This is a genomic window from Streptomyces sp. NPDC091271 (assembly GCF_044757505.1).
Lineage (GTDB): Bacteria > Actinomycetota > Actinomycetes > Streptomycetales > Streptomycetaceae > Streptomyces.
Window position 1 is genome coordinate 778,321 of the sequence record NZ_JBIVVD010000004.1, and the last position, 14,906, is coordinate 793,226.

23 protein-coding genes are annotated in these 14,906 nt (G+C 69.6%); 16 read left to right on the top strand and 7 right to left on the bottom strand.

Annotation, left to right across the window (positions count from 1 at the left end; translation table 11 throughout):
• Positions 1–297: 297 nt before the first annotated feature.
• From ACIQM3_RS19970 to ACIQM3_RS19980, 3 genes are all read left to right on the top strand, one after another.
• A complete protein-coding gene (locus tag ACIQM3_RS19970) occupies positions 298–1,188 on the top strand; it encodes a phosphatidylinositol-specific phospholipase C/glycerophosphodiester phosphodiesterase family protein (protein WP_401625938.1) in 891 nt (296 codons plus the stop codon).
• 136 nt (positions 1,189–1,324) lie between these two features.
• Complete coding sequence (locus tag ACIQM3_RS19975; protein WP_104782659.1) at positions 1,325–1,519, top strand: hypothetical protein; 195 nt, start codon at positions 1,325–1,327, stop codon at positions 1,517–1,519.
• Between the two features lie 165 nt (positions 1,520–1,684).
• Positions 1,685–2,434: a hypothetical protein gene (locus ACIQM3_RS19980; RefSeq protein WP_401625941.1), complete on the top strand. Its 750-nt coding sequence runs from the start codon at positions 1,685–1,687 to the stop codon at positions 2,432–2,434.
• A gap of 6 nt (positions 2,435–2,440) precedes the next feature.
• Here ACIQM3_RS19980 and ACIQM3_RS19985 read toward each other — a convergent pair whose 3' ends face one another.
• Together ACIQM3_RS19985 and ACIQM3_RS19990 are read right to left on the bottom strand one after the other, a co-directional pair.
• Positions 2,441–3,055: an endonuclease gene (locus ACIQM3_RS19985; RefSeq protein WP_401625944.1), complete on the bottom strand. Its 615-nt coding sequence runs from the start codon at positions 3,053–3,055 to the stop codon at positions 2,441–2,443.
• Complete coding sequence (locus tag ACIQM3_RS19990; RefSeq protein ID WP_401625947.1) at positions 3,052–3,234, bottom strand: hypothetical protein; 183 nt, start codon at positions 3,232–3,234, stop codon at positions 3,052–3,054. Before ACIQM3_RS19990 ends, ACIQM3_RS19985 begins: the two co-directional genes overlap by 4 nt.
• A 127-nt stretch (positions 3,235–3,361) precedes the next feature.
• On the opposite strand from ACIQM3_RS19990, the gene ACIQM3_RS19995 reads away from it, so the two are divergent.
• Positions 3,362–4,600, top strand: coding sequence for an aromatic acid exporter family protein (locus ACIQM3_RS19995; RefSeq protein ID WP_401625949.1), 1,239 nt, complete (start codon positions 3,362–3,364; stop codon positions 4,598–4,600).
• A gap of 6 nt (positions 4,601–4,606) precedes the next feature.
• On the opposite strand, the gene ACIQM3_RS20000 is transcribed toward ACIQM3_RS19995, so the two are convergent.
• From ACIQM3_RS20000 to ACIQM3_RS20020, 5 genes are all read right to left on the bottom strand, one after another.
• Entirely contained in the window at positions 4,607–4,831 is a 225-nt protein-coding gene (locus ACIQM3_RS20000; RefSeq protein ID WP_401625952.1) for a CDGSH iron-sulfur domain-containing protein, read from the bottom strand.
• Positions 4,815–5,498 (bottom strand): HemK2/MTQ2 family protein methyltransferase, encoded by a 684-nt coding sequence (locus tag ACIQM3_RS20005; RefSeq protein ID WP_401625954.1) that lies wholly within the window; start codon positions 5,496–5,498, stop codon positions 4,815–4,817. The genes ACIQM3_RS20000 and ACIQM3_RS20005 overlap by 17 nt, the downstream gene beginning before the upstream one ends.
• A gap of 50 nt (positions 5,499–5,548) precedes the next feature.
• On the bottom strand, positions 5,549–6,511 hold the full coding sequence (locus ACIQM3_RS20010; protein WP_401625957.1) for an iron-containing redox enzyme family protein: 963 nt from the start codon (positions 6,509–6,511) through the stop codon (positions 5,549–5,551).
• A gap of 112 nt (positions 6,512–6,623) precedes the next feature.
• On the bottom strand, positions 6,624–7,643 hold the full coding sequence (locus ACIQM3_RS20015) for a PHP domain-containing protein (RefSeq protein ID WP_401625960.1): 1,020 nt from the start codon (positions 7,641–7,643) through the stop codon (positions 6,624–6,626).
• A 1-nt stretch (position 7,644) separates the two neighbouring features.
• Positions 7,645–8,088 (bottom strand): hypothetical protein, encoded by a 444-nt coding sequence (locus ACIQM3_RS20020; RefSeq protein ID WP_401625962.1) that lies wholly within the window; start codon positions 8,086–8,088, stop codon positions 7,645–7,647.
• A 124-nt stretch (positions 8,089–8,212) separates the two neighbouring features.
• Between ACIQM3_RS20020 and ACIQM3_RS20025 the strand changes: the two genes are divergently transcribed.
• From ACIQM3_RS20025 to ACIQM3_RS20080, 12 genes are all read left to right on the top strand, one after another.
• Positions 8,213–8,533, top strand: a complete 321-nt coding sequence (locus tag ACIQM3_RS20025; RefSeq protein WP_401625965.1) for a gas vesicle protein — start codon at positions 8,213–8,215, stop codon at positions 8,531–8,533.
• A 32-nt stretch (positions 8,534–8,565) separates the two neighbouring features.
• On the top strand, positions 8,566–9,009 hold the full coding sequence (locus ACIQM3_RS20030; protein ID WP_401625968.1) for a gas vesicle structural protein GvpA: 444 nt from the start codon (positions 8,566–8,568) through the stop codon (positions 9,007–9,009).
• A 3-nt stretch (positions 9,010–9,012) separates the two neighbouring features.
• Positions 9,013–9,762, top strand: a complete 750-nt coding sequence (locus ACIQM3_RS20035; RefSeq protein ID WP_401625970.1) for a GvpL/GvpF family gas vesicle protein — start codon at positions 9,013–9,015, stop codon at positions 9,760–9,762.
• A 1-nt stretch (position 9,763) separates the two neighbouring features.
• Entirely contained in the window at positions 9,764–10,018 is a 255-nt protein-coding gene (locus ACIQM3_RS20040) for a gas vesicle protein GvpG (RefSeq protein ID WP_362930336.1), read from the top strand.
• Between the two features lie 7 nt (positions 10,019–10,025).
• On the top strand, positions 10,026–10,958 hold the full coding sequence (locus ACIQM3_RS20045; protein ID WP_401625973.1) for a histone protein: 933 nt from the start codon (positions 10,026–10,028) through the stop codon (positions 10,956–10,958).
• A gap of 6 nt (positions 10,959–10,964) precedes the next feature.
• Positions 10,965–12,071, top strand: coding sequence for an SRPBCC family protein (locus ACIQM3_RS20050; protein WP_401625976.1), 1,107 nt, complete (start codon positions 10,965–10,967; stop codon positions 12,069–12,071).
• Positions 12,068–12,400 carry a gas vesicle protein gene (locus ACIQM3_RS20055; protein WP_401625979.1) on the top strand — a complete coding sequence of 111 codons (333 nt, stop codon included), beginning with the start codon at positions 12,068–12,070 and terminating at the stop codon, positions 12,398–12,400. Before ACIQM3_RS20050 ends, ACIQM3_RS20055 begins: the two co-directional genes overlap by 4 nt.
• A 22-nt stretch (positions 12,401–12,422) precedes the next feature.
• The gene (locus ACIQM3_RS20060; protein ID WP_401625981.1) at positions 12,423–13,241 is read left to right on the top strand and encodes a GvpL/GvpF family gas vesicle protein; all 819 of its coding nucleotides are present in this window, start codon (positions 12,423–12,425) and stop codon (positions 13,239–13,241) included.
• Between the two features lie 2 nt (positions 13,242–13,243).
• The gene (locus ACIQM3_RS20065; RefSeq protein WP_401625983.1) at positions 13,244–13,471 is read left to right on the top strand and encodes a gas vesicle protein; all 228 of its coding nucleotides are present in this window, start codon (positions 13,244–13,246) and stop codon (positions 13,469–13,471) included.
• A complete protein-coding gene (locus ACIQM3_RS20070) occupies positions 13,468–13,746 on the top strand; it encodes a gas vesicle protein K (RefSeq protein ID WP_104782631.1) in 279 nt (92 codons plus the stop codon). The genes ACIQM3_RS20065 and ACIQM3_RS20070 overlap by 4 nt, the downstream gene beginning before the upstream one ends.
• A 126-nt stretch (positions 13,747–13,872) precedes the next feature.
• Positions 13,873–14,028: a DUF6131 family protein gene (locus ACIQM3_RS20075; protein ID WP_167359481.1), complete on the top strand. Its 156-nt coding sequence runs from the start codon at positions 13,873–13,875 to the stop codon at positions 14,026–14,028.
• Between the two features lie 110 nt (positions 14,029–14,138).
• Entirely contained in the window at positions 14,139–14,807 is a 669-nt protein-coding gene (locus ACIQM3_RS20080; protein ID WP_401625988.1) for a lytic polysaccharide monooxygenase, read from the top strand.
• Positions 14,808–14,906: the final 99 nt, after the last annotated feature.

Sequence of the window (14,906 nt, forward strand, 5' to 3'; positions counted from 1 at the left end):
GGGAGCGCTTAGGCCCCCGGGGGCCCCCCGGGTGTGGCGGGGCGGGGGGTGGGGCTGCTGCGGCCGCGGTGCGCGGGGGCGGGGGGGGGGCAGGGGTGAACCCGCGGGCCCCCGCCCTGTCATGCCCTGCTGACGAGGGGAGCGGTGAGCAGGGGAACAGCAGGCGCAGCGCAACCGACGCGGGGACGACGGGCGTTCCAACTCTTGGCAGGTACCTGCCTACCGGGCGGTCCACGCCTCCATAATCGTCGCGTCCCCCCGCCCGCTCTGCCCGCCCGCCCGCTTCAGGGAGACCCCATGGCACACCTGACCCGTCGCAGAGTCGTCACCACCGCCCTCGCCACCGCAGCCGCGGGCGCGTTCATCCCCGCCCAGGCAGCAGCCGCGGCACCCACCACGACCGCCCGCCCCCGGGGGCCCCGGCCGCTGGCCCGGGCCCACGCCCACAACGACTACCTGCACCCGCGCCCTCTCCACGACGCGCTCGCGCACGGCTTCACGAGCGTCGAGGCGGACATCTTCCTGGTCGACGGTGAACTGCTCGTCGCCCACGAGGCCGAGAGCCTCGACCCCGCACGCACCCTCGTCTCGCTCTACCTCGACCCCCTGCTCGCCCGGGTCCGGGCCAACCACGGCACCGTCCACGCAGGACACCCCACCCCGCTGCAGCTGCTGATCGACATCAAGACCGACGGCGCCGCCGCCTACCTCCAACTCGACCGGGTGCTCCGCCGCTACCGCCCGATCCTCACCCGCTCCGTCCACGGCCGGGTCCGCACCGGCGCGGTCACCGCCGTCATCTCGGGAGACCGGGCCGCCCGCGTCCCGATGGAGCAGCAGACCACCCGGTACGCCTTCTACGACGGCCGCCCGGAGGACCTCGGCACCGCCGCTCCCGCCTCCTTCGTCCCGCTCATCAGCGGCAACTGGGCCACGAGCTTCAGCTGGCAGGGGACCGGTCCCTTCCCCGCCGCCGAGCGTGACCGGCTGGCCACCTTCGTCGCTTCCGCCCACGCGAACGGGCAACGGGTCCGCTTCTGGGGCACGCCCGACCTCGCGGGCCCGGCGCGCGACGCCGTATGGACGGAGCTCGCCGCGGCCGGCGTCGACCACCTCAACACCGACGATCTGGCCGGGCTGGAGGCCTTCCTCCGCCGACACGAGGCCGACGGCCGTCGAAGCGGCTGACCGTCGTCGACAGCCGTATCCCGTCACCGTGCGTCAACACCCGTTCGGCGGACACGCCAGTGTGCCGAACGGCCCCTCCGCTGCGCCACACTGGCGGCCGAATGCCGCAATTCCGGCGCGGCGGAGGAGGTTGGCCATGGCCATTTCGATCTCAGTGGTGCTGCTTCTGCTGGTCCTCGCAGCGATCTTCCTGCGCAACGGCGGACTCAAGCTGTCGCACGCGATCGTCTGCGCGCTGCTCGGCTTCCTGCTGGCCAGTACGAGCATGGCCCCCACGATCCACGAAGGGATCACCGCCACCGCGAACGTGGTCAGTGGCCTGAGGCCCTGACCCCCGCACGCACCGTCCGGGTGCGGGAGAATGTCGGTCCGATCGCGGCACAGTGCCGCGGGGGACCCGGCCGGGGCGGTACCGTCGTCCGAGGGCCCCTGCGCGCGCTTCGTCGACATGGCTTGGACCTGACCGATCCTCGCCACGTACCTGGAGAACGCATCCATGTCATTCCCGCCCCCCGGACGGCACTCGGGCGCCGCCCACCACGAGTACTGCAACAACGCCCTGTGCTGCCGCTGCCAGCAGCGGCAATGGACGACGAAACTCGGCGACGAGCGCCTCTGCGGCCCGTGCGCCGCCTGCTGCCGTGACTGCGGCCGCGCCCCCGCGCCCCATCTGGACGGGCTCGACGACGGACTCTGCGCCGAGTGCCGGGGCCGCTGCGGGCGGTGCCAGCGCGCCCTGCCCGCCGAGGGCCCCTGCACCTGCCGCAAGTGGCGCGAACGCGCGGCCGGCGACCCGGTCAACTACATCCTTCAGGCCCTCCCGCAACCGCTGGTCCAGGCACTCGGCCACCGTCACCCCCGTACGGTGCACGATCTGATCCACCAGGAGCTTGCCCGGCGCACCCCGGACCAGCTCCTGGAGCGGCTCGAACGCAGGTGGAACGTCCGCTGGTCCCACGCCCTCCACGAGAAGGACGAGGACGGCCGCCGCCGCTGGGCACCGCAGGAGATCGCCGAGGCGCTCGTGAGCCCGGGCCGCTGCGCCGATCCGCAGTGCGAGGACGGCTACCTGATCACCACCGACACGCCGTGCGGCCAGTGCCTTCGCCCCACCCACCGCTTCGTCACATCGGTCGCGGACCGGACAGCCACCTCGGAACACGCCCGTGCGACCGCCGCGCAGATCCGGCGCGCGCTCGTGGAAGGCCGCTCCACCAAGCCGGGTAAGCGGCGGCCGGCCGGCTGAGCCCGCTCAGCCCTTGTCCAGCGCGCCCCGCACCAGCGCCGCAGCGAGCACGGCCGGGTCCTCGTCCTTCGCCAGCCGGATGAGCTCGTCCGGCGAGGTGGGCAGGCCGAGCCGTTCCGCTCCCTGGAGCGCCTTCGCGTCGAGGTGGGGCGACGCCTCGGGCCACACCGTCTGGACCTCGCGCAGGAAGATGTCGGCGCCGGCCGGCCCGATGCCGGGGAAGCGGCGGAGCCCGGAGCGCAGCGTGTCCACATCGCCGTCGGCCTTCCGGCGCAGGCGCCGCAGGTCACCGCCGTATTCGTCGAGCAGGAGCAGGGCACCGTCCCCCAGCTGGGTCGCCGTCCGTTCGTCGTACCGGCGGTAGCCGCCCTCGCCGAGCGCGTCGACGCGCTCCTGCCACGTGGCGTCGGCCATACGGCGCGGAGTGCGCAGCCGGTGCGAGAAGAGCGCCTGCGCCGCGGCCACCGCCACCTGCGCACGGATTCGCGCGCTCAGCAGATGGCTCAGGACGAGCAGCTGGTACAGGGGCTGGGGGGTGTCACGCAGCCGGATGCCCGCCTCGGCAGCGTACGTGGTGCCGTGCCGCTCCAGCAGCGCCGCCAGTGTCCGGCGGGCGCTCACGTGAACCCGAAGATCCGCGCGATGAAGTACCCGGCGACGACGATTGAGCCCAGCAGCACCAGGGCCGCCCAGAAGACCGGGTGTTCCCAGATCCCTCCGTCGGCGCGTTCGACGTGCGCTTCGCTTATACAGCCCTCGGCCGGAGGTGTCTCCGTGGGGGGCGTGAGTGAGATAGCCATGTATCCACCTTCTCTCCGGCCGCCCGTCCCCGCCAGGCCGGTGCCGACGGGGACACGCGTACGTCCGTACGGAGTCCGACCGGCCCCCGAAGCGCTGCGGTGGCGTGTAACGGGGCACGGTCAAGGAATGCCTGCAGTCTCCACGCCCGAGCCCGTCGTCAAACTCGTCCAGCGCACCGCCGAACCGGCCGCAGCCCAGACACTGCGGTCCACGGCGGCGGCCGTCATCGCCTTCGCCGTGGCCCAGGCCGTGCTGCCCGAGCCGCACCCCGCGCCGCTCACCGCCCCTCTGACCGCCCTCCTCGTGGTGCAGGTGACGCTCTACGCCACGCTGACCACCGGGATCCGGCGTGTGAACGCCGTCGTCGTCGGGGTCCTGATCGCCAGCGGATTCAGCTCCCTGGTGGGCCTCAGCTGGTGGACCCTGGGCCTGACCATCTTCACCTCCCTGCTGATCGGACGGCTGGTCCGGGTCAACGAGTTCGTACCCGAGGTGGCGATCAGCGCGATGCTGGTCCTCGGCGTCGCGCAGGTCGCGGACACAGCATGGGAGCGTGTGCTGGAGACGCTGATCGGCGCGGGAGTCGGTCTGCTCTTCAACCTCCTGCTGGCACCGCCCGTCTGGGTCGAGTCGGCGGGTGCCTCCATCGGCGGCCTGGGGGAGCGGATGGGCAAGATGTTCCGGGCCCTGGGCGAGGAGATCGGCGGCAACCACCCCGTTCGGGAGGCCGCCGCCCGGCTGCACGAAGCACGCCGTCTGGACCACGACATCGTGGAGGTCGACGCGTCCCTGAGGCAGGCCGAGGAGAGCCTGATGCTCAACCCCCGCGTCAAGCAGGGTCTGCTCTACCGTGTCGTCCTGCGGACCGGGCTCGACACACTGGAGATCTGCGCCGTGGTGCTGCGCGTCCTGACCCGCACGCTGACCGACCTTGCCAAGGCGCGCACCGACGAGGCGCTCTTCCCCGAGGACGTGGCAACGGACCTCAGGGAGCTCTTCGGGCACATGTCCGACGCCATCGAGGGGTTCGCGTTGATGATCACCACGCCGATGGCCGAGAGCGGCGAAGAGGCCGAGGACCGCCTGGCCGACGCTCTCGCCCGCAGTCGCGCGACACGCGACCGCGTGGCGGATCTGCTGCTCGAAGACGTCCAGGAACACCCGAGGCAGTGGCAACTGCACGGGGCACTGCTCGCGGAGGTCGACCGCATCCTCGACGAACTCGACATCGACAAGCGCACGGAGCGCCTGGCCGAGGAGCTGGACCGTCGTTCCGCCGAGGCCCACGAGCGCCACCCACGGCTGCGGGAGGTGTCCCGCCGGCTGCGCGGCGCGACACAGTTCCGGCTGCGGGCCGGGGAGTGAGGGACGTCAGTCCGCCGGCCGCCTCTCCTCGCCGGGCCGCGTCCGGCGCCGGTGGCTGGTGTCGCACCACGGGTACATCCGGCTGCGCCGGCACATGCAGACGGCCACGACGAACCGGTCGGAGACGGCCACACTGCCGTCCGCGCACGTGACTTCCACGGGCCCCTCGACCAGAAGAGGGCCCTCGTCGCCGAGAGTGATCCGGCACGGGCGTTCAGGCTTGTTCGGCACGGATGACCACCAGTTCCTCCGCCGTCTCTTCCTCGTCCATGAGCCCCATCGCCCGAAGCCACCGCAGTCTGGAGCGCAGCACGGGCCCGAGGGGCACCAGGGCGCGGTCGCTGACATGAGCCCGCATCCCGGCATCCGAGAGGCGCCGAAGGGTCACTTCGCTGTCGCACAGGCCGGAGTGCACGAGGAGGAGGCGCCCTCCGGGGCGCAGCGCCGCCGGGGCGGTCTCACAGACCCTGTCCAGAATGGCCCGGCCGTCGCACCCGGCCTCCCAGGCCCGCGCCGCCCCGCGCCCGGGAAGCCGGTCCAGGGGGGACGGTACATAGGGCGGGTTGCAGATCACCAGGTCGTAGGACCGACCGGGCAGAGCCGAGAGGAGATCGCTGCGCCGCACGGTGATGCGTCGACGGTGCAGCAGCGCGTTCATCCGGGCCGTCGCCACGGCCCGCCATGCGACGTCCACGGCCGTCACCCGCGCTCCCCGCCGCGCCGCGTGCAGGGCGAGGGCGCCGCTGCCCGTGCCGACGTCCAGGACCTCGGTGCCCGGGCCGATGTCCTCCCGGTTCAGTGCCGCCATGAGCAGGAGGGTGTCGTGCTGGGGTGCGTACACCCCAGGGAGGGTCATCAAGCGGGCGTTACGGGTGTCCTCGGCCATGTCTGCTGACATCTGCGACTCCATTCGGTGCTTCGCCGGCGGTGCGGGACCAGGGCGCTGGTTCAGGCCTGCCAGTCCGCGAGCAGCCGGTCGCCGAGCCGGTCCTCGAGACATGAGGTGGCGGTGATGCCGAACGCGATGTCGGCCGCCAGTTCGGGTTCGTCCTCGAGCAGACCGCCGATCACCTCGCGGCGCACCACCTGCTCGTGCACCGCGTCCGCTTCGACGTGCTCGGTGTAGAAGAACTCCGCCGCGGGACCCGCGCCCGTGCGCTTCATGGCGTCGGCGAGGCGCCGGGACGCGGGGGAGGAGGTGATCTCGACAGCGGCGAAGTGACCGACCAGCGCTCCGCGCAGCCTGCGGTGCAGGCCGAAGAGCGACATGAGGTTCACCAGGGCCAGCATGGGCGCGCTGCCCTCGTCCAGATAGCGGCCGTACGTCGTGTCGAGGCCCAGATCCGTCATGAGGTCGGCGAACAGCTGAGCGTGGACGCGGTCCGCGCGCCCGGCGCCGAACTCGTCGTACTCGATCGCCGCCATGCCCGCCTTGGCCCGTCCACTGAGCCGGGGCAGCACCCAGGCGTGCGGGTCGGCCTCCTTGAGGTGGTACAGCGAACGCTGCGCCGCGTATTCGCGCAGATGGCGCAGCTCACCCCGGTCCTGGAGAAACCACGACACGCCGGATCCGCGGACCGGTTCCACGAGGAGGCCGTCCAGGACCTCGTCCAGGCTCGCGTGCGCGGGGGCGTCGCTCCGGAGAGCAGACAGGAAACGGTCTTCCAACGCTGCGCGTACGGCGAGCAGGGGCGGGTCCCACTCCAATTCGGGACGTACGCCGCCGAACCCGCGATAGTGCAGCTCGTAACAGACGTACAGGGCGAGTTGCAGGTCGTCGCCGTAGGGCTCGGCAGCCCCGGCGGCATCCGGGTCCGGCAGAACGCCGTCGTCCCGCAGGTAGCCGATGACTCCTGTGGACAGCGCGCCGCGTCCTCGCGGAAGTGAAGGTCCTGTGTGTTGACGTGACATGGATTTCCTCCTGCCCCGGCATGCCCCGGAGTCACACGAACAACCGTGATCGACTGTACGCCGAACGCTCGCGACCAGCCTGTCCGCAGAGACGGCACCCCTGCGCGGGGCCCTACGGGCGGGTTTTCCGCGCCGTCCAGTCCAGGAGCCGTTCCACCGGCCAGGTGGTGACCACACGGTCCGCGGGTACGCCGCACTCCTCCGCCCGCGCACACCCGTGGATCTGCCAGTCCAGCTGCCCCGGGGCATGCGCGTCGGTGTCGATCGAGAGGAGGGCACCCGACGCGACCGCCTGCCGCAGCAGGCCGCGCGGGGGGTCGAGCCGCTCCGGCCGGCAGTTGATCTCCACAGCCGTGCCGGCCTCTGCACACGCCTCGAAGACCCGCTCCGCGTCGAACTCCGATTCCGGACGCTTCTTCCCACCGAGGAGCCGCCCCGTGCAGTGCCCCAGGATGTCCGCGTGCGGATTGCGTACGGCGGCGAGCATCCGCTCCGTCATCGCCCGCGTGTCCATGCGCAGCTTCGAATGGACCGAGACGACCACCACGTCGAGCCGCTCCAGCACGTCGGGCTCCTGGTCCAGCGAGCCGTCGTCGAGGATGTCGCACTCGATTCCGGTGAGCAGACGAAAGGGCGCCCACCGCTCGTTGAGCTCTGCCACGACGGACAACTGCTCGAGAAGCCGCTCGGTCGAGAGCCCGTTGGCCACGGTCAGCCTGGGGGAGTGGTCCGTGAGTACGGCCCACTCGTGACCGAGCTCGGCCGCCGTCCGGCCCATTTCCGCGATCGGGCTTCCCCCGTCGGACCAGTCAGAGTGCAGGTGGCAGTCCCCGCGGAGGGCCGCGAGGAGCTCCTCGCCGCCGGAGGCCAACGGCGCGGACGCCTCTTCCTCCAGCACTTCGAGATAGCCGGGCGTGGCGCCCTCCACCGCCTCACGGATCACCTTGGCCGTCTTCGGCCCGATGCCGCGCACCGTCTCCAACGAGCCGTGCGCCACCCGCTGGGCGACCTCCTCGCCGTCCATGGAGCTGATCGCCTCCGCCGCCGTGCGGAAGGCCTTCACCCGGTACGTGGCCGCCTGGGACCGCTCCAGGAGGAACGCGATCCGCCGCAGTGCGTCTGCCGGATCCATGTCAGGGCCGCGCGGTGTGATGAGGGTGCCCGTGCGTACGGCGGGCTTCCTTCATCTCCGCCTCGTAGAGATGGCGCCGCCCACCCACGAGCTCCCGGCGTACCCGCTCCTCGACCGCGACGAACGGCCGGTAGTACGTGTCGTCGTACGCCTCGACGATCTGAAAGGTCCAGCAGCCGGGGATGACGTTGCGGCCCAGGATCTCCCGCTCCACCAGGTCGGCCTGGGCCGCGTGACCACCCATCCGGAGCAGCTCGACCGCCCGGTCCAGCGTCAGATCCGCACCGCCCGTGAGCTGGTGGAACCCGTAGAGCTGCCCTCGTGCACGCTCCACCCCTTCCAACGCCTCCGTCAGCGCTCCGAGCGCCTCGACGGTCGTGTCGTCGGCCCCGGACGGCCGAACGTGGTCTTCCTCGGGCCCGTCGGGGCCGCGGCTCTCACTCATGCATACGACTGTGCACGCGTCCAGGGCGATGCGTCCCGCCGGAACGGCGAAAGGGTGAGAGCTTCTCCGGTCGCTCCCCGTCCGCCGAGGTGCGGCAGAACCGATTCTGATCAGACTGGGTCTCATGGCAGAGAACAGTCGCGCCCGATCCGGGCGCACAACGAAAACGGCAGCCCCACGCTCCTCGTCCCGACGCGGCCCCGAGCACGCTGCCCGTGCTGCCTGCGAGAGCCTCGAAAGACTGATCTGCCACCCCGCGGAGGGGGTGTCGGCGGTGCGGCGGAACGACGACGGATGGTGTGTCGTCGTGGACGTGCTCGAAGTGCCCCGCATCCCGGACACCACGAGCCTGCTGGCCTCCTACGAGGTGCAGATCGACGAGCGGGGCGAACTCACGGAGTACAGCCGAGTCCGCCGTTACCGGCGTGGCTCCGCCGACGAATGACCCGTTTCGCCTCTCCCCCGGAAGGACGCTCCATGACCACGACCATGTACGCCGACGAAGTCGCCCCGTGCCCGCCCCGGGCCGGCACGCTCTACGACGTTCTGGAACTCATCCTCGACCGCGGCATGGTCATCGACGTGTTCATCCGGGTGTCGCTGGTCGGCATCGAGATCCTCAAGATAGACGCGCGCATCGTCATCGCGAGTGTGGACACCTATCTGCGCTTCGCCGAGGCGTGCAACCGGCTCGACCTGGAGCGCGACTCCGGCAGCACCACCATCCCCGAGCTGCTCGGCGGACGCGCCGCCAAGTCCATGGGCAAGCGGAAGGTTCGCAAGGCGGCGGAGTCCGTCGGCGACTCCGTACGCAAGGCCGTGGGGAGCGGTGACGATGACGACGACGAGGAAGAGCGGCCGAAGAAGCGCAGGGCCCCCGCGCGCGACGGGGCGAGCCGACGCCAACGCGCGGAGGCGTGAGCCGTGACCGAGAGCCGTGTGTACGTGTACGCGATCATCCCGGCGGGAGCGAAGCTTCCGGCCGACGCGGTCGGCGTGGGCAGCCCGCCCGCCGGGCTGCGGCTGGTCGGTGACGGGCGCGTCACCGCAGTCGTGAGCGACGCGCCGGAGCAACTGCGGGCGCGCCGACGTGACCTGATGGCGCACCAGGACCTGCTGCTGCGCCTCTCGGGAAGCGGCCCCGTGCTGCCCATGCGGTTCGGTGTGATCGCACCGGACGAGGCGTCGGTCCGTGCCCAGCTGGCCGGATCGCAGAGCGAGCACCTGGCGACCCTCCACCACCTGGACCGGAGCGTGGAGATCAACGTGAAGGCGCTCCCCGCCCAGGACGCGCTCGCGGCTGTCGTCGCCGAGGAGAAGAACGTACGGCGGCTACGCGAAGAGGTCCGCCGCCGCCCCGGTTACGAGGCCAACGTCCGGCTCGGTGAGGCCGTGGCGACCGCGCTGTCCCGCCGAGCGGCCGAGGCCGGGAAGAAGCTCCTTCACCAGCTCACGCCCATGGCCCGCGAGGTGGCTGCCGGGCCCGAGGTTCTCGGTTGTGCGCTCAACGTGTCCTTTCTCGTCGACCGGAAGGAGAGCGACGCCTTCCGGTCGACGGTGCAGCGGTTCGCCGACGCGCACAGGGAGCGCGTCGAGCTTCGCGTCGCGGGGCCGCTGCCCTGCTACAGCTTCGTCCCCTCCCGTGCTCCGCGGCCGACGGTCTCGAGGGTCTGACATGGGACTGTTCACCGGCCTGCTCCTCCTGCCCCTCGCGCCGGTCCGCGGCGTGATCTGGGTCGCCGAGAAAGTGAATGACGCGGCCGACCGCGAGCTGCACGACCCGGGTGTGATCCGGGCCCAGCTCGCGGCGCTGAATCAGGAGCTCGAGGACGGCAACGTCGGCCTGGAGGAGTTCGAACGGGAAGAGGCGGAGCTCCTCGACCGGCTCTATGCCGGACAAGCCCGCCCCGCGCCGAACCATCGAAGGTGACTCACTCATGGAAGATCAGACAAAGGTGACGCTCGCAGCAGCCGTTGTGGGCGGATACGTACTCGGGCGCACGAAGAAGGGGCGCGTGGCGCTCTCCGTCGCGACCTATCTGGCGGGCAGGCGCTTCGGCCTGGAACCGCGCCAGCTCGCAGCCGAAGGCATGCGCAGGCTGGGCGAGATGCCGCAGTTCGCCGAACTGCAGGACCAGTTGAAGGGCGAGGTCCTCGACTCCGGGAAGAAGGCACTGACAGCGGCGGCCGACAGAGGCATGAACACGCTGGCCGATGCCCTCAGCGACCGGACGGCGCGGCTGGGGGAGCCCGACGACGAGGACGAGGACGAGGACGAATACGAGGGCGAGTACGACGAGGACGAGCCCGAGGACGAGGAGTACGAGGACGAGGAAGAGCAACCAGAGGAGGACGAAGAGGAAGACGAGGAAGAGCAACCAGAGGAGGACGAAGAGGAAGACGAGGACGAGGAAGACGAGGAAGACGAGGAAGAAGAACCGGAAGAGGACGAGGAAGAAGAGGACGAAGAAGAAGAGGAGGAGGAGCCGGAGGAGCCGCGGCCGAGCCCTCGCAGGGCCTCCGGTGAGGCAGCTGGCAAGAAAGCGGCGGCGAAGAAGCAGCCCGCTGCGAAGAAGGCCGCCGCCAAGAAGACCCCGGCGAAGAAGGCTGCAGCGAAGAAGCCGGCACCGGCCAAGAAGACCGCTGCAAAGAAGGCCGCAGCGAAGAAACCGGCAGCGAAGAAGGCAGCACCGGCCAAGAAGAAGGCGGCGGCCAAGAAGTCGGCTCCGGCGAAGAAGTCCGCGGCCAGGAAAGCGCCTGCCAAGAAGTCGGCTCCGGCCAAGAAGTCGTCGGCCAAGAAGAGTGCTTCAGGCAAGAAGGCGACGTCATCGAAGCGAGCCGCGTCACAGCGCGGCGCACGGCGGAGGTAGGCAACAATGGCCAGGACGGAAAAGGACGAGCCCGAGTCGGAAGCCTCGGGCATGGACCGCCTTCGCGGGGAGCTCTCGAACTTCGTCGGCGCGCAGACCGGCAAGCTCGCGCAGAAGGCCGGCGAAAAGCTGACCGGTCTCACGGGGCAGCTCACCGACATCGCCGAGAACGGCGGCTCGCTACCGTCGATCGCCTCTCGCGTCATGCAGGGCGAATCGCCGGTGAAGGCCTTTGTCTCGGAGAAGGCCGGGGACGTCAAGGACAAAGTCGTGGACAAGGCCAAGGACGCGTTCGGGGGCGGGAAGGGCAAGAGCCAGTCCGGCGGGGGCAAATCGATGAACATCATCGAGGTCCTCGATGTGGGAGTGCCACTGCGGGACGCGTACGACCACTGGACGCGGTATGACAAGTTCGGCAGCTTCACCAAGGGCGTTCAGAGCGTCTCGATGGATGAGGAGATGTCGAGCGACTGGAAGGTCAAGATCGGCCCTTCCTCGCGCGGATTCAAGGCGACGGTCCAGGAACAGATCCCTGACGACCGGATCGTGTGGACCTCCGAGGGAGCCAAGGGCTCCACGCGCGGTTGTGTCAGCTTCCACGAACTGGCGCCGAGCCTCACCAGGATCGTCCTCGTGATCGAGTACTACCCCTCGGGATTCTTCGAGAAGACCGGCAACCTGTGGCGGGTACAGGGCCGGCGCATGCGACTCGACTTCAAACACTTCCAGCGGTTCGTCACGCTCACCGATGAGGAACCCGAGGGCTGGCGCGGCGAGATCCGCGACGGGGAAGTCGTCATGTCGCACGAAGAGGCTGAGGAGAAAGAGGAAGCCGAGAACGAGGAGTCCGAGGAATCGGACTACGAGGACGAAGAGGAGCCGGAGGGGGACGAGGAGGAAGAGGAACCGGAGGACGAGGAGGAGGACGAAGAAGAGCCCGAGGAGGAATACGAGGAGGACGAGGAACCAGAAGACGAGGACGAAGACGAAGAAGAGGAGGGCGAGGAACCAGAAGACGAGGACGAAGACGAAGAGCCCGAAGAAGAGGAGGAGGAAGAGGAAGAAGAGGAACCCGCACCCAGGAAGCGACGCGGACGGAGGGCCTCGAGGTGACTGATCTCGACGTCGGGCGGGAGGCGTACCCCATTCCGGGGCCGCAGAACACCAACCTCGCGGACATCCTCGAACGCGTTCTCGACAAGGGCATCGTCATCGCGGGTGACATCAAGATCGACCTTCTCGACATCGAGCTGCTCACCATCCGGCTTCGCCTCTTCGTGGCCTCCGTCGATACCGCGAAGAAGGCCGGAATCGACTGGTGGGAAACGGATCCCGCGCTGAGTTCGCGCGCTGCCCGCAACTCCCTCCTGGACGAGAACCGTGAATTGCGCGAGCGTCTGGAAGCGCTCGAATCCAAGACGGACGAGACGTCGGACAAATGATGAGCAGGGAGAATCGAATCACATGACGGAGCGGGGACCCGGACAGCCTTCGGACAGAAGCGCCCTCTATGTATTCGCGGTGTGCGACGCACCGGATCCGGCAGTGTTCGCGGGCCTGCCGGGTGTCGCGGCCGGCGAACCGCTGCGCCTGCTGCGTTTCGGTGCGCTGACCGCGATCGTCCAGTCCGTCCGGGCGGCCGATTTCACGGACGAGGTGTGGCAGGCCCGTATGTCGGACCGGGACGAGCTGGAACGATACGCACGTGCGCACCACGACGTCGTGTCGGCAGCAGCCGCGTCGTGCCCCACCGTCCCTCTTCCGCTCGCCACCCTCTATCACGGGGAGGGCCGGGCCCGGCAGGCTCTCCTCGACGAGACCGTCCGCTTCAGCACCGCTATGGAGCGCACGGCGGGCCATTCCGAGTGGGGAGTGAAGGTCTACGCGGCCGATGCCCCGGTGCCCGGCCCGAGCGCGGCTCCCCTCCGGCCGGAGACGCCGGCCGGACGCTCCCGCCCGGCCCCCGGAGCCGGTCTGGCCTATCTGGAACGCAAGCGGGGAGTGCAGGCTCGGCGCGAACAGCGACATGAGGACGCCCTCCGGCTGGCCGAAACGGTGGATGCCGCGTTCGGGAACCTCGCCGCCGCCGGGCGCCGCCTGCGGCTGCACGCTCCCGAACTCGTCGGAGAGGGACGCGTCCAGGTGCTCAACGCCACCTACCTCGTGGCGGAGCACCGCGGAGCCGAACTCCAGGCGCTCACCCGGTCACTGAGGGACGCGACCGGGGCCGGGATCGACATCTCCGGGCCCTGGGTGCCGTACTCCTTCGTAGGTGAGGTGTAGAGATGGAACGCGAGCTGGTGCCCTGGGACAACCCCGAGCCACTGAGCGGACCCATCGGGGTGCCGCTCGTCGATCTGCTGGACCGGGTCCTGGCGACGGGCGTGGTGATCAGCGGTGACCTGGTGATCGCTATCGCGGACGTTCCGCTCGTGCGGTTGTCGCTCCACGCCCTGCTCTCGTCCGTCAACGAACGCGTTCCGGCTCCCTGGGCGGACGGAGGCCCGCTGTGACCACTTCACGACTCGACGTCGACTCGGACCAGTTGGGGCGCGATCTCGTCGCCCTGGTGCTGACAGTGGTGGAACTGCTGCGGCAGCTGATGGAGCGGCAGGCCATCCGCCGTATCGATCAGGGGGACCTCACCGACAGCCAGGTGGACGAGATCGGCACCACGCTCATGCTGCTCGACCAGCGAATGGCCGAACTCTGCGAACAGCACGGGGTGCGTCCCGAGGACCTCAACCTGGACCTGGGGCCGCTGGGAACACTCCTGCCCCGCGATTGACGTGGACGGAAACCCGACGTTCACAGAAGCAACTGGATGCGCTCGGATCTGGGCGTTATGACCACAAAGGCATATGCTCATATATGTCCACAATGTCCGCACGGGGTGTTCGTTCCGGAGGCAGTCATGATCATCATCGGAGCCATCCTTCTGATTCTCGGCCTGGTGACGGGTCTCGGCGTCCTGTGGACCATCGGGATCATCCTGCTCGTGATCGGGCTCGCCCTTTGGCTCCTGGGTGCCGTGGGGCACGCGGTCGGAGGTCGTCGGCATTACTGGTGATGTCGCCTCGGGCATGTTTGAGGTGAGGGTGGCGGGGCAAAGCCCAAGTGGCGCGGGAGCGCTCCCACGCCGGTGGATCCCCCCACCTCCCTCGAAATGGAGATCGCACCATGATCTGTCATGATCGCGTCAATTTAGGCGGCTGGGTGCTGCGTCTGAGTGGCGTATTCGTCGCTGCCCTTCTCTGTCTCCTCCCGTGGACAGGCACCGCGAGCGCCCACGGCTCCGTAGTCGACCCGGCCTCCCGCAACTACGGTTGCTGGCTGCGCTGGGGCGATGACTTCCAGAACCCGGCCATGGAGCAGGAAGACCCCATGTGCTGGCAGGCGTGGCAGGCCGACCCGAACGCCATGTGGAACTGGAACGGGCTGTACCGCAACGGATCCGGTGGCAACTTCCCGGCCGCCGTGCCCGACGGCCAGCTGTGCAGCGGTGGCCGGGCGGAGAGCGGACGGTACAACTCCCTCGACACCGTGGGCGCGTGGAAGACCACCGACATCACCGGTGACTTCACCGTGAAGCTGTACGACCAGGCCAGTCACGGCGCCGACTACTTCCAGGTGTATGTCACCCGGCAGGGATTCGACCCCGCCACGGAGGCCCTGACCTGGGGCGACCTGCAGCTGGTCGCGGAGACGGGCAGCTACGCCCCCAGCCAGAACTACGAGATCCCCGTGAGCACCTCGGGTCTCAGCGGCCGTCATGTCGTCTATACGATCTGGCAGGCGTCGCACATGGATCAGGCGTACTTCCTCTGCAGTGACGTGAACTTCACCTGATCCTTCCGCAGTGCTCCCGACCCGGACCCCGCCGGCCGTACCTGACCGGCGGGGTCATCGAACGACCGTGCGTCCGGGCGTGTGTGCGTCTGTCAGGTG

Bases quoted from the DNA above. Each gene is read 5' to 3' on its own strand.
- ACIQM3_RS19970 (WP_401625938.1), top strand. From the start codon at position 298: ATGGCACACCTGACCCGTCGCAGAGTCGTCACCACCGCCCTCGCCACC.
- ACIQM3_RS19975 (WP_104782659.1), top strand. From the start codon at position 1,325: ATGGCCATTTCGATCTCAGTGGTGCTGCTTCTGCTGGTCCTCGCAGCG.
- ACIQM3_RS19980 (WP_401625941.1), top strand. From the start codon at position 1,685: ATGTCATTCCCGCCCCCCGGACGGCACTCGGGCGCCGCCCACCACGAG.
- ACIQM3_RS19990 (WP_401625947.1), bottom strand. From the start codon at position 3,234: ATGGCTATCTCACTCACGCCCCCCACGGAGACACCTCCGGCCGAGGGC.
- ACIQM3_RS19995 (WP_401625949.1), top strand. From the start codon at position 3,362: ATGCCTGCAGTCTCCACGCCCGAGCCCGTCGTCAAACTCGTCCAGCGC.
- ACIQM3_RS20005 (WP_401625954.1), bottom strand. From the start codon at position 5,498: ATGTCAGCAGACATGGCCGAGGACACCCGTAACGCCCGCTTGATGACC.
- ACIQM3_RS20010 (WP_401625957.1), bottom strand. From the start codon at position 6,511: ATGTCACGTCAACACACAGGACCTTCACTTCCGCGAGGACGCGGCGCG.
- ACIQM3_RS20015 (WP_401625960.1), bottom strand. From the start codon at position 7,643: ATGGATCCGGCAGACGCACTGCGGCGGATCGCGTTCCTCCTGGAGCGG.
- ACIQM3_RS20020 (WP_401625962.1), bottom strand. From the start codon at position 8,088: ATGAGTGAGAGCCGCGGCCCCGACGGGCCCGAGGAAGACCACGTTCGG.
- ACIQM3_RS20025 (WP_401625965.1), top strand. From the start codon at position 8,213: ATGGCAGAGAACAGTCGCGCCCGATCCGGGCGCACAACGAAAACGGCA.
- ACIQM3_RS20030 (WP_401625968.1), top strand. From the start codon at position 8,566: ATGACCACGACCATGTACGCCGACGAAGTCGCCCCGTGCCCGCCCCGG.
- ACIQM3_RS20040 (WP_362930336.1), top strand. From the start codon at position 9,764: ATGGGACTGTTCACCGGCCTGCTCCTCCTGCCCCTCGCGCCGGTCCGC.
- ACIQM3_RS20045 (WP_401625973.1), top strand. From the start codon at position 10,026: ATGGAAGATCAGACAAAGGTGACGCTCGCAGCAGCCGTTGTGGGCGGA.
- ACIQM3_RS20050 (WP_401625976.1), top strand. From the start codon at position 10,965: ATGGCCAGGACGGAAAAGGACGAGCCCGAGTCGGAAGCCTCGGGCATG.
- ACIQM3_RS20060 (WP_401625981.1), top strand. From the start codon at position 12,423: ATGACGGAGCGGGGACCCGGACAGCCTTCGGACAGAAGCGCCCTCTAT.
- ACIQM3_RS20065 (WP_401625983.1), top strand. From the start codon at position 13,244: ATGGAACGCGAGCTGGTGCCCTGGGACAACCCCGAGCCACTGAGCGGA.
- ACIQM3_RS20075 (WP_167359481.1), top strand. From the start codon at position 13,873: ATGATCATCATCGGAGCCATCCTTCTGATTCTCGGCCTGGTGACGGGT.
- ACIQM3_RS20080 (WP_401625988.1), top strand. From the start codon at position 14,139: ATGATCTGTCATGATCGCGTCAATTTAGGCGGCTGGGTGCTGCGTCTG.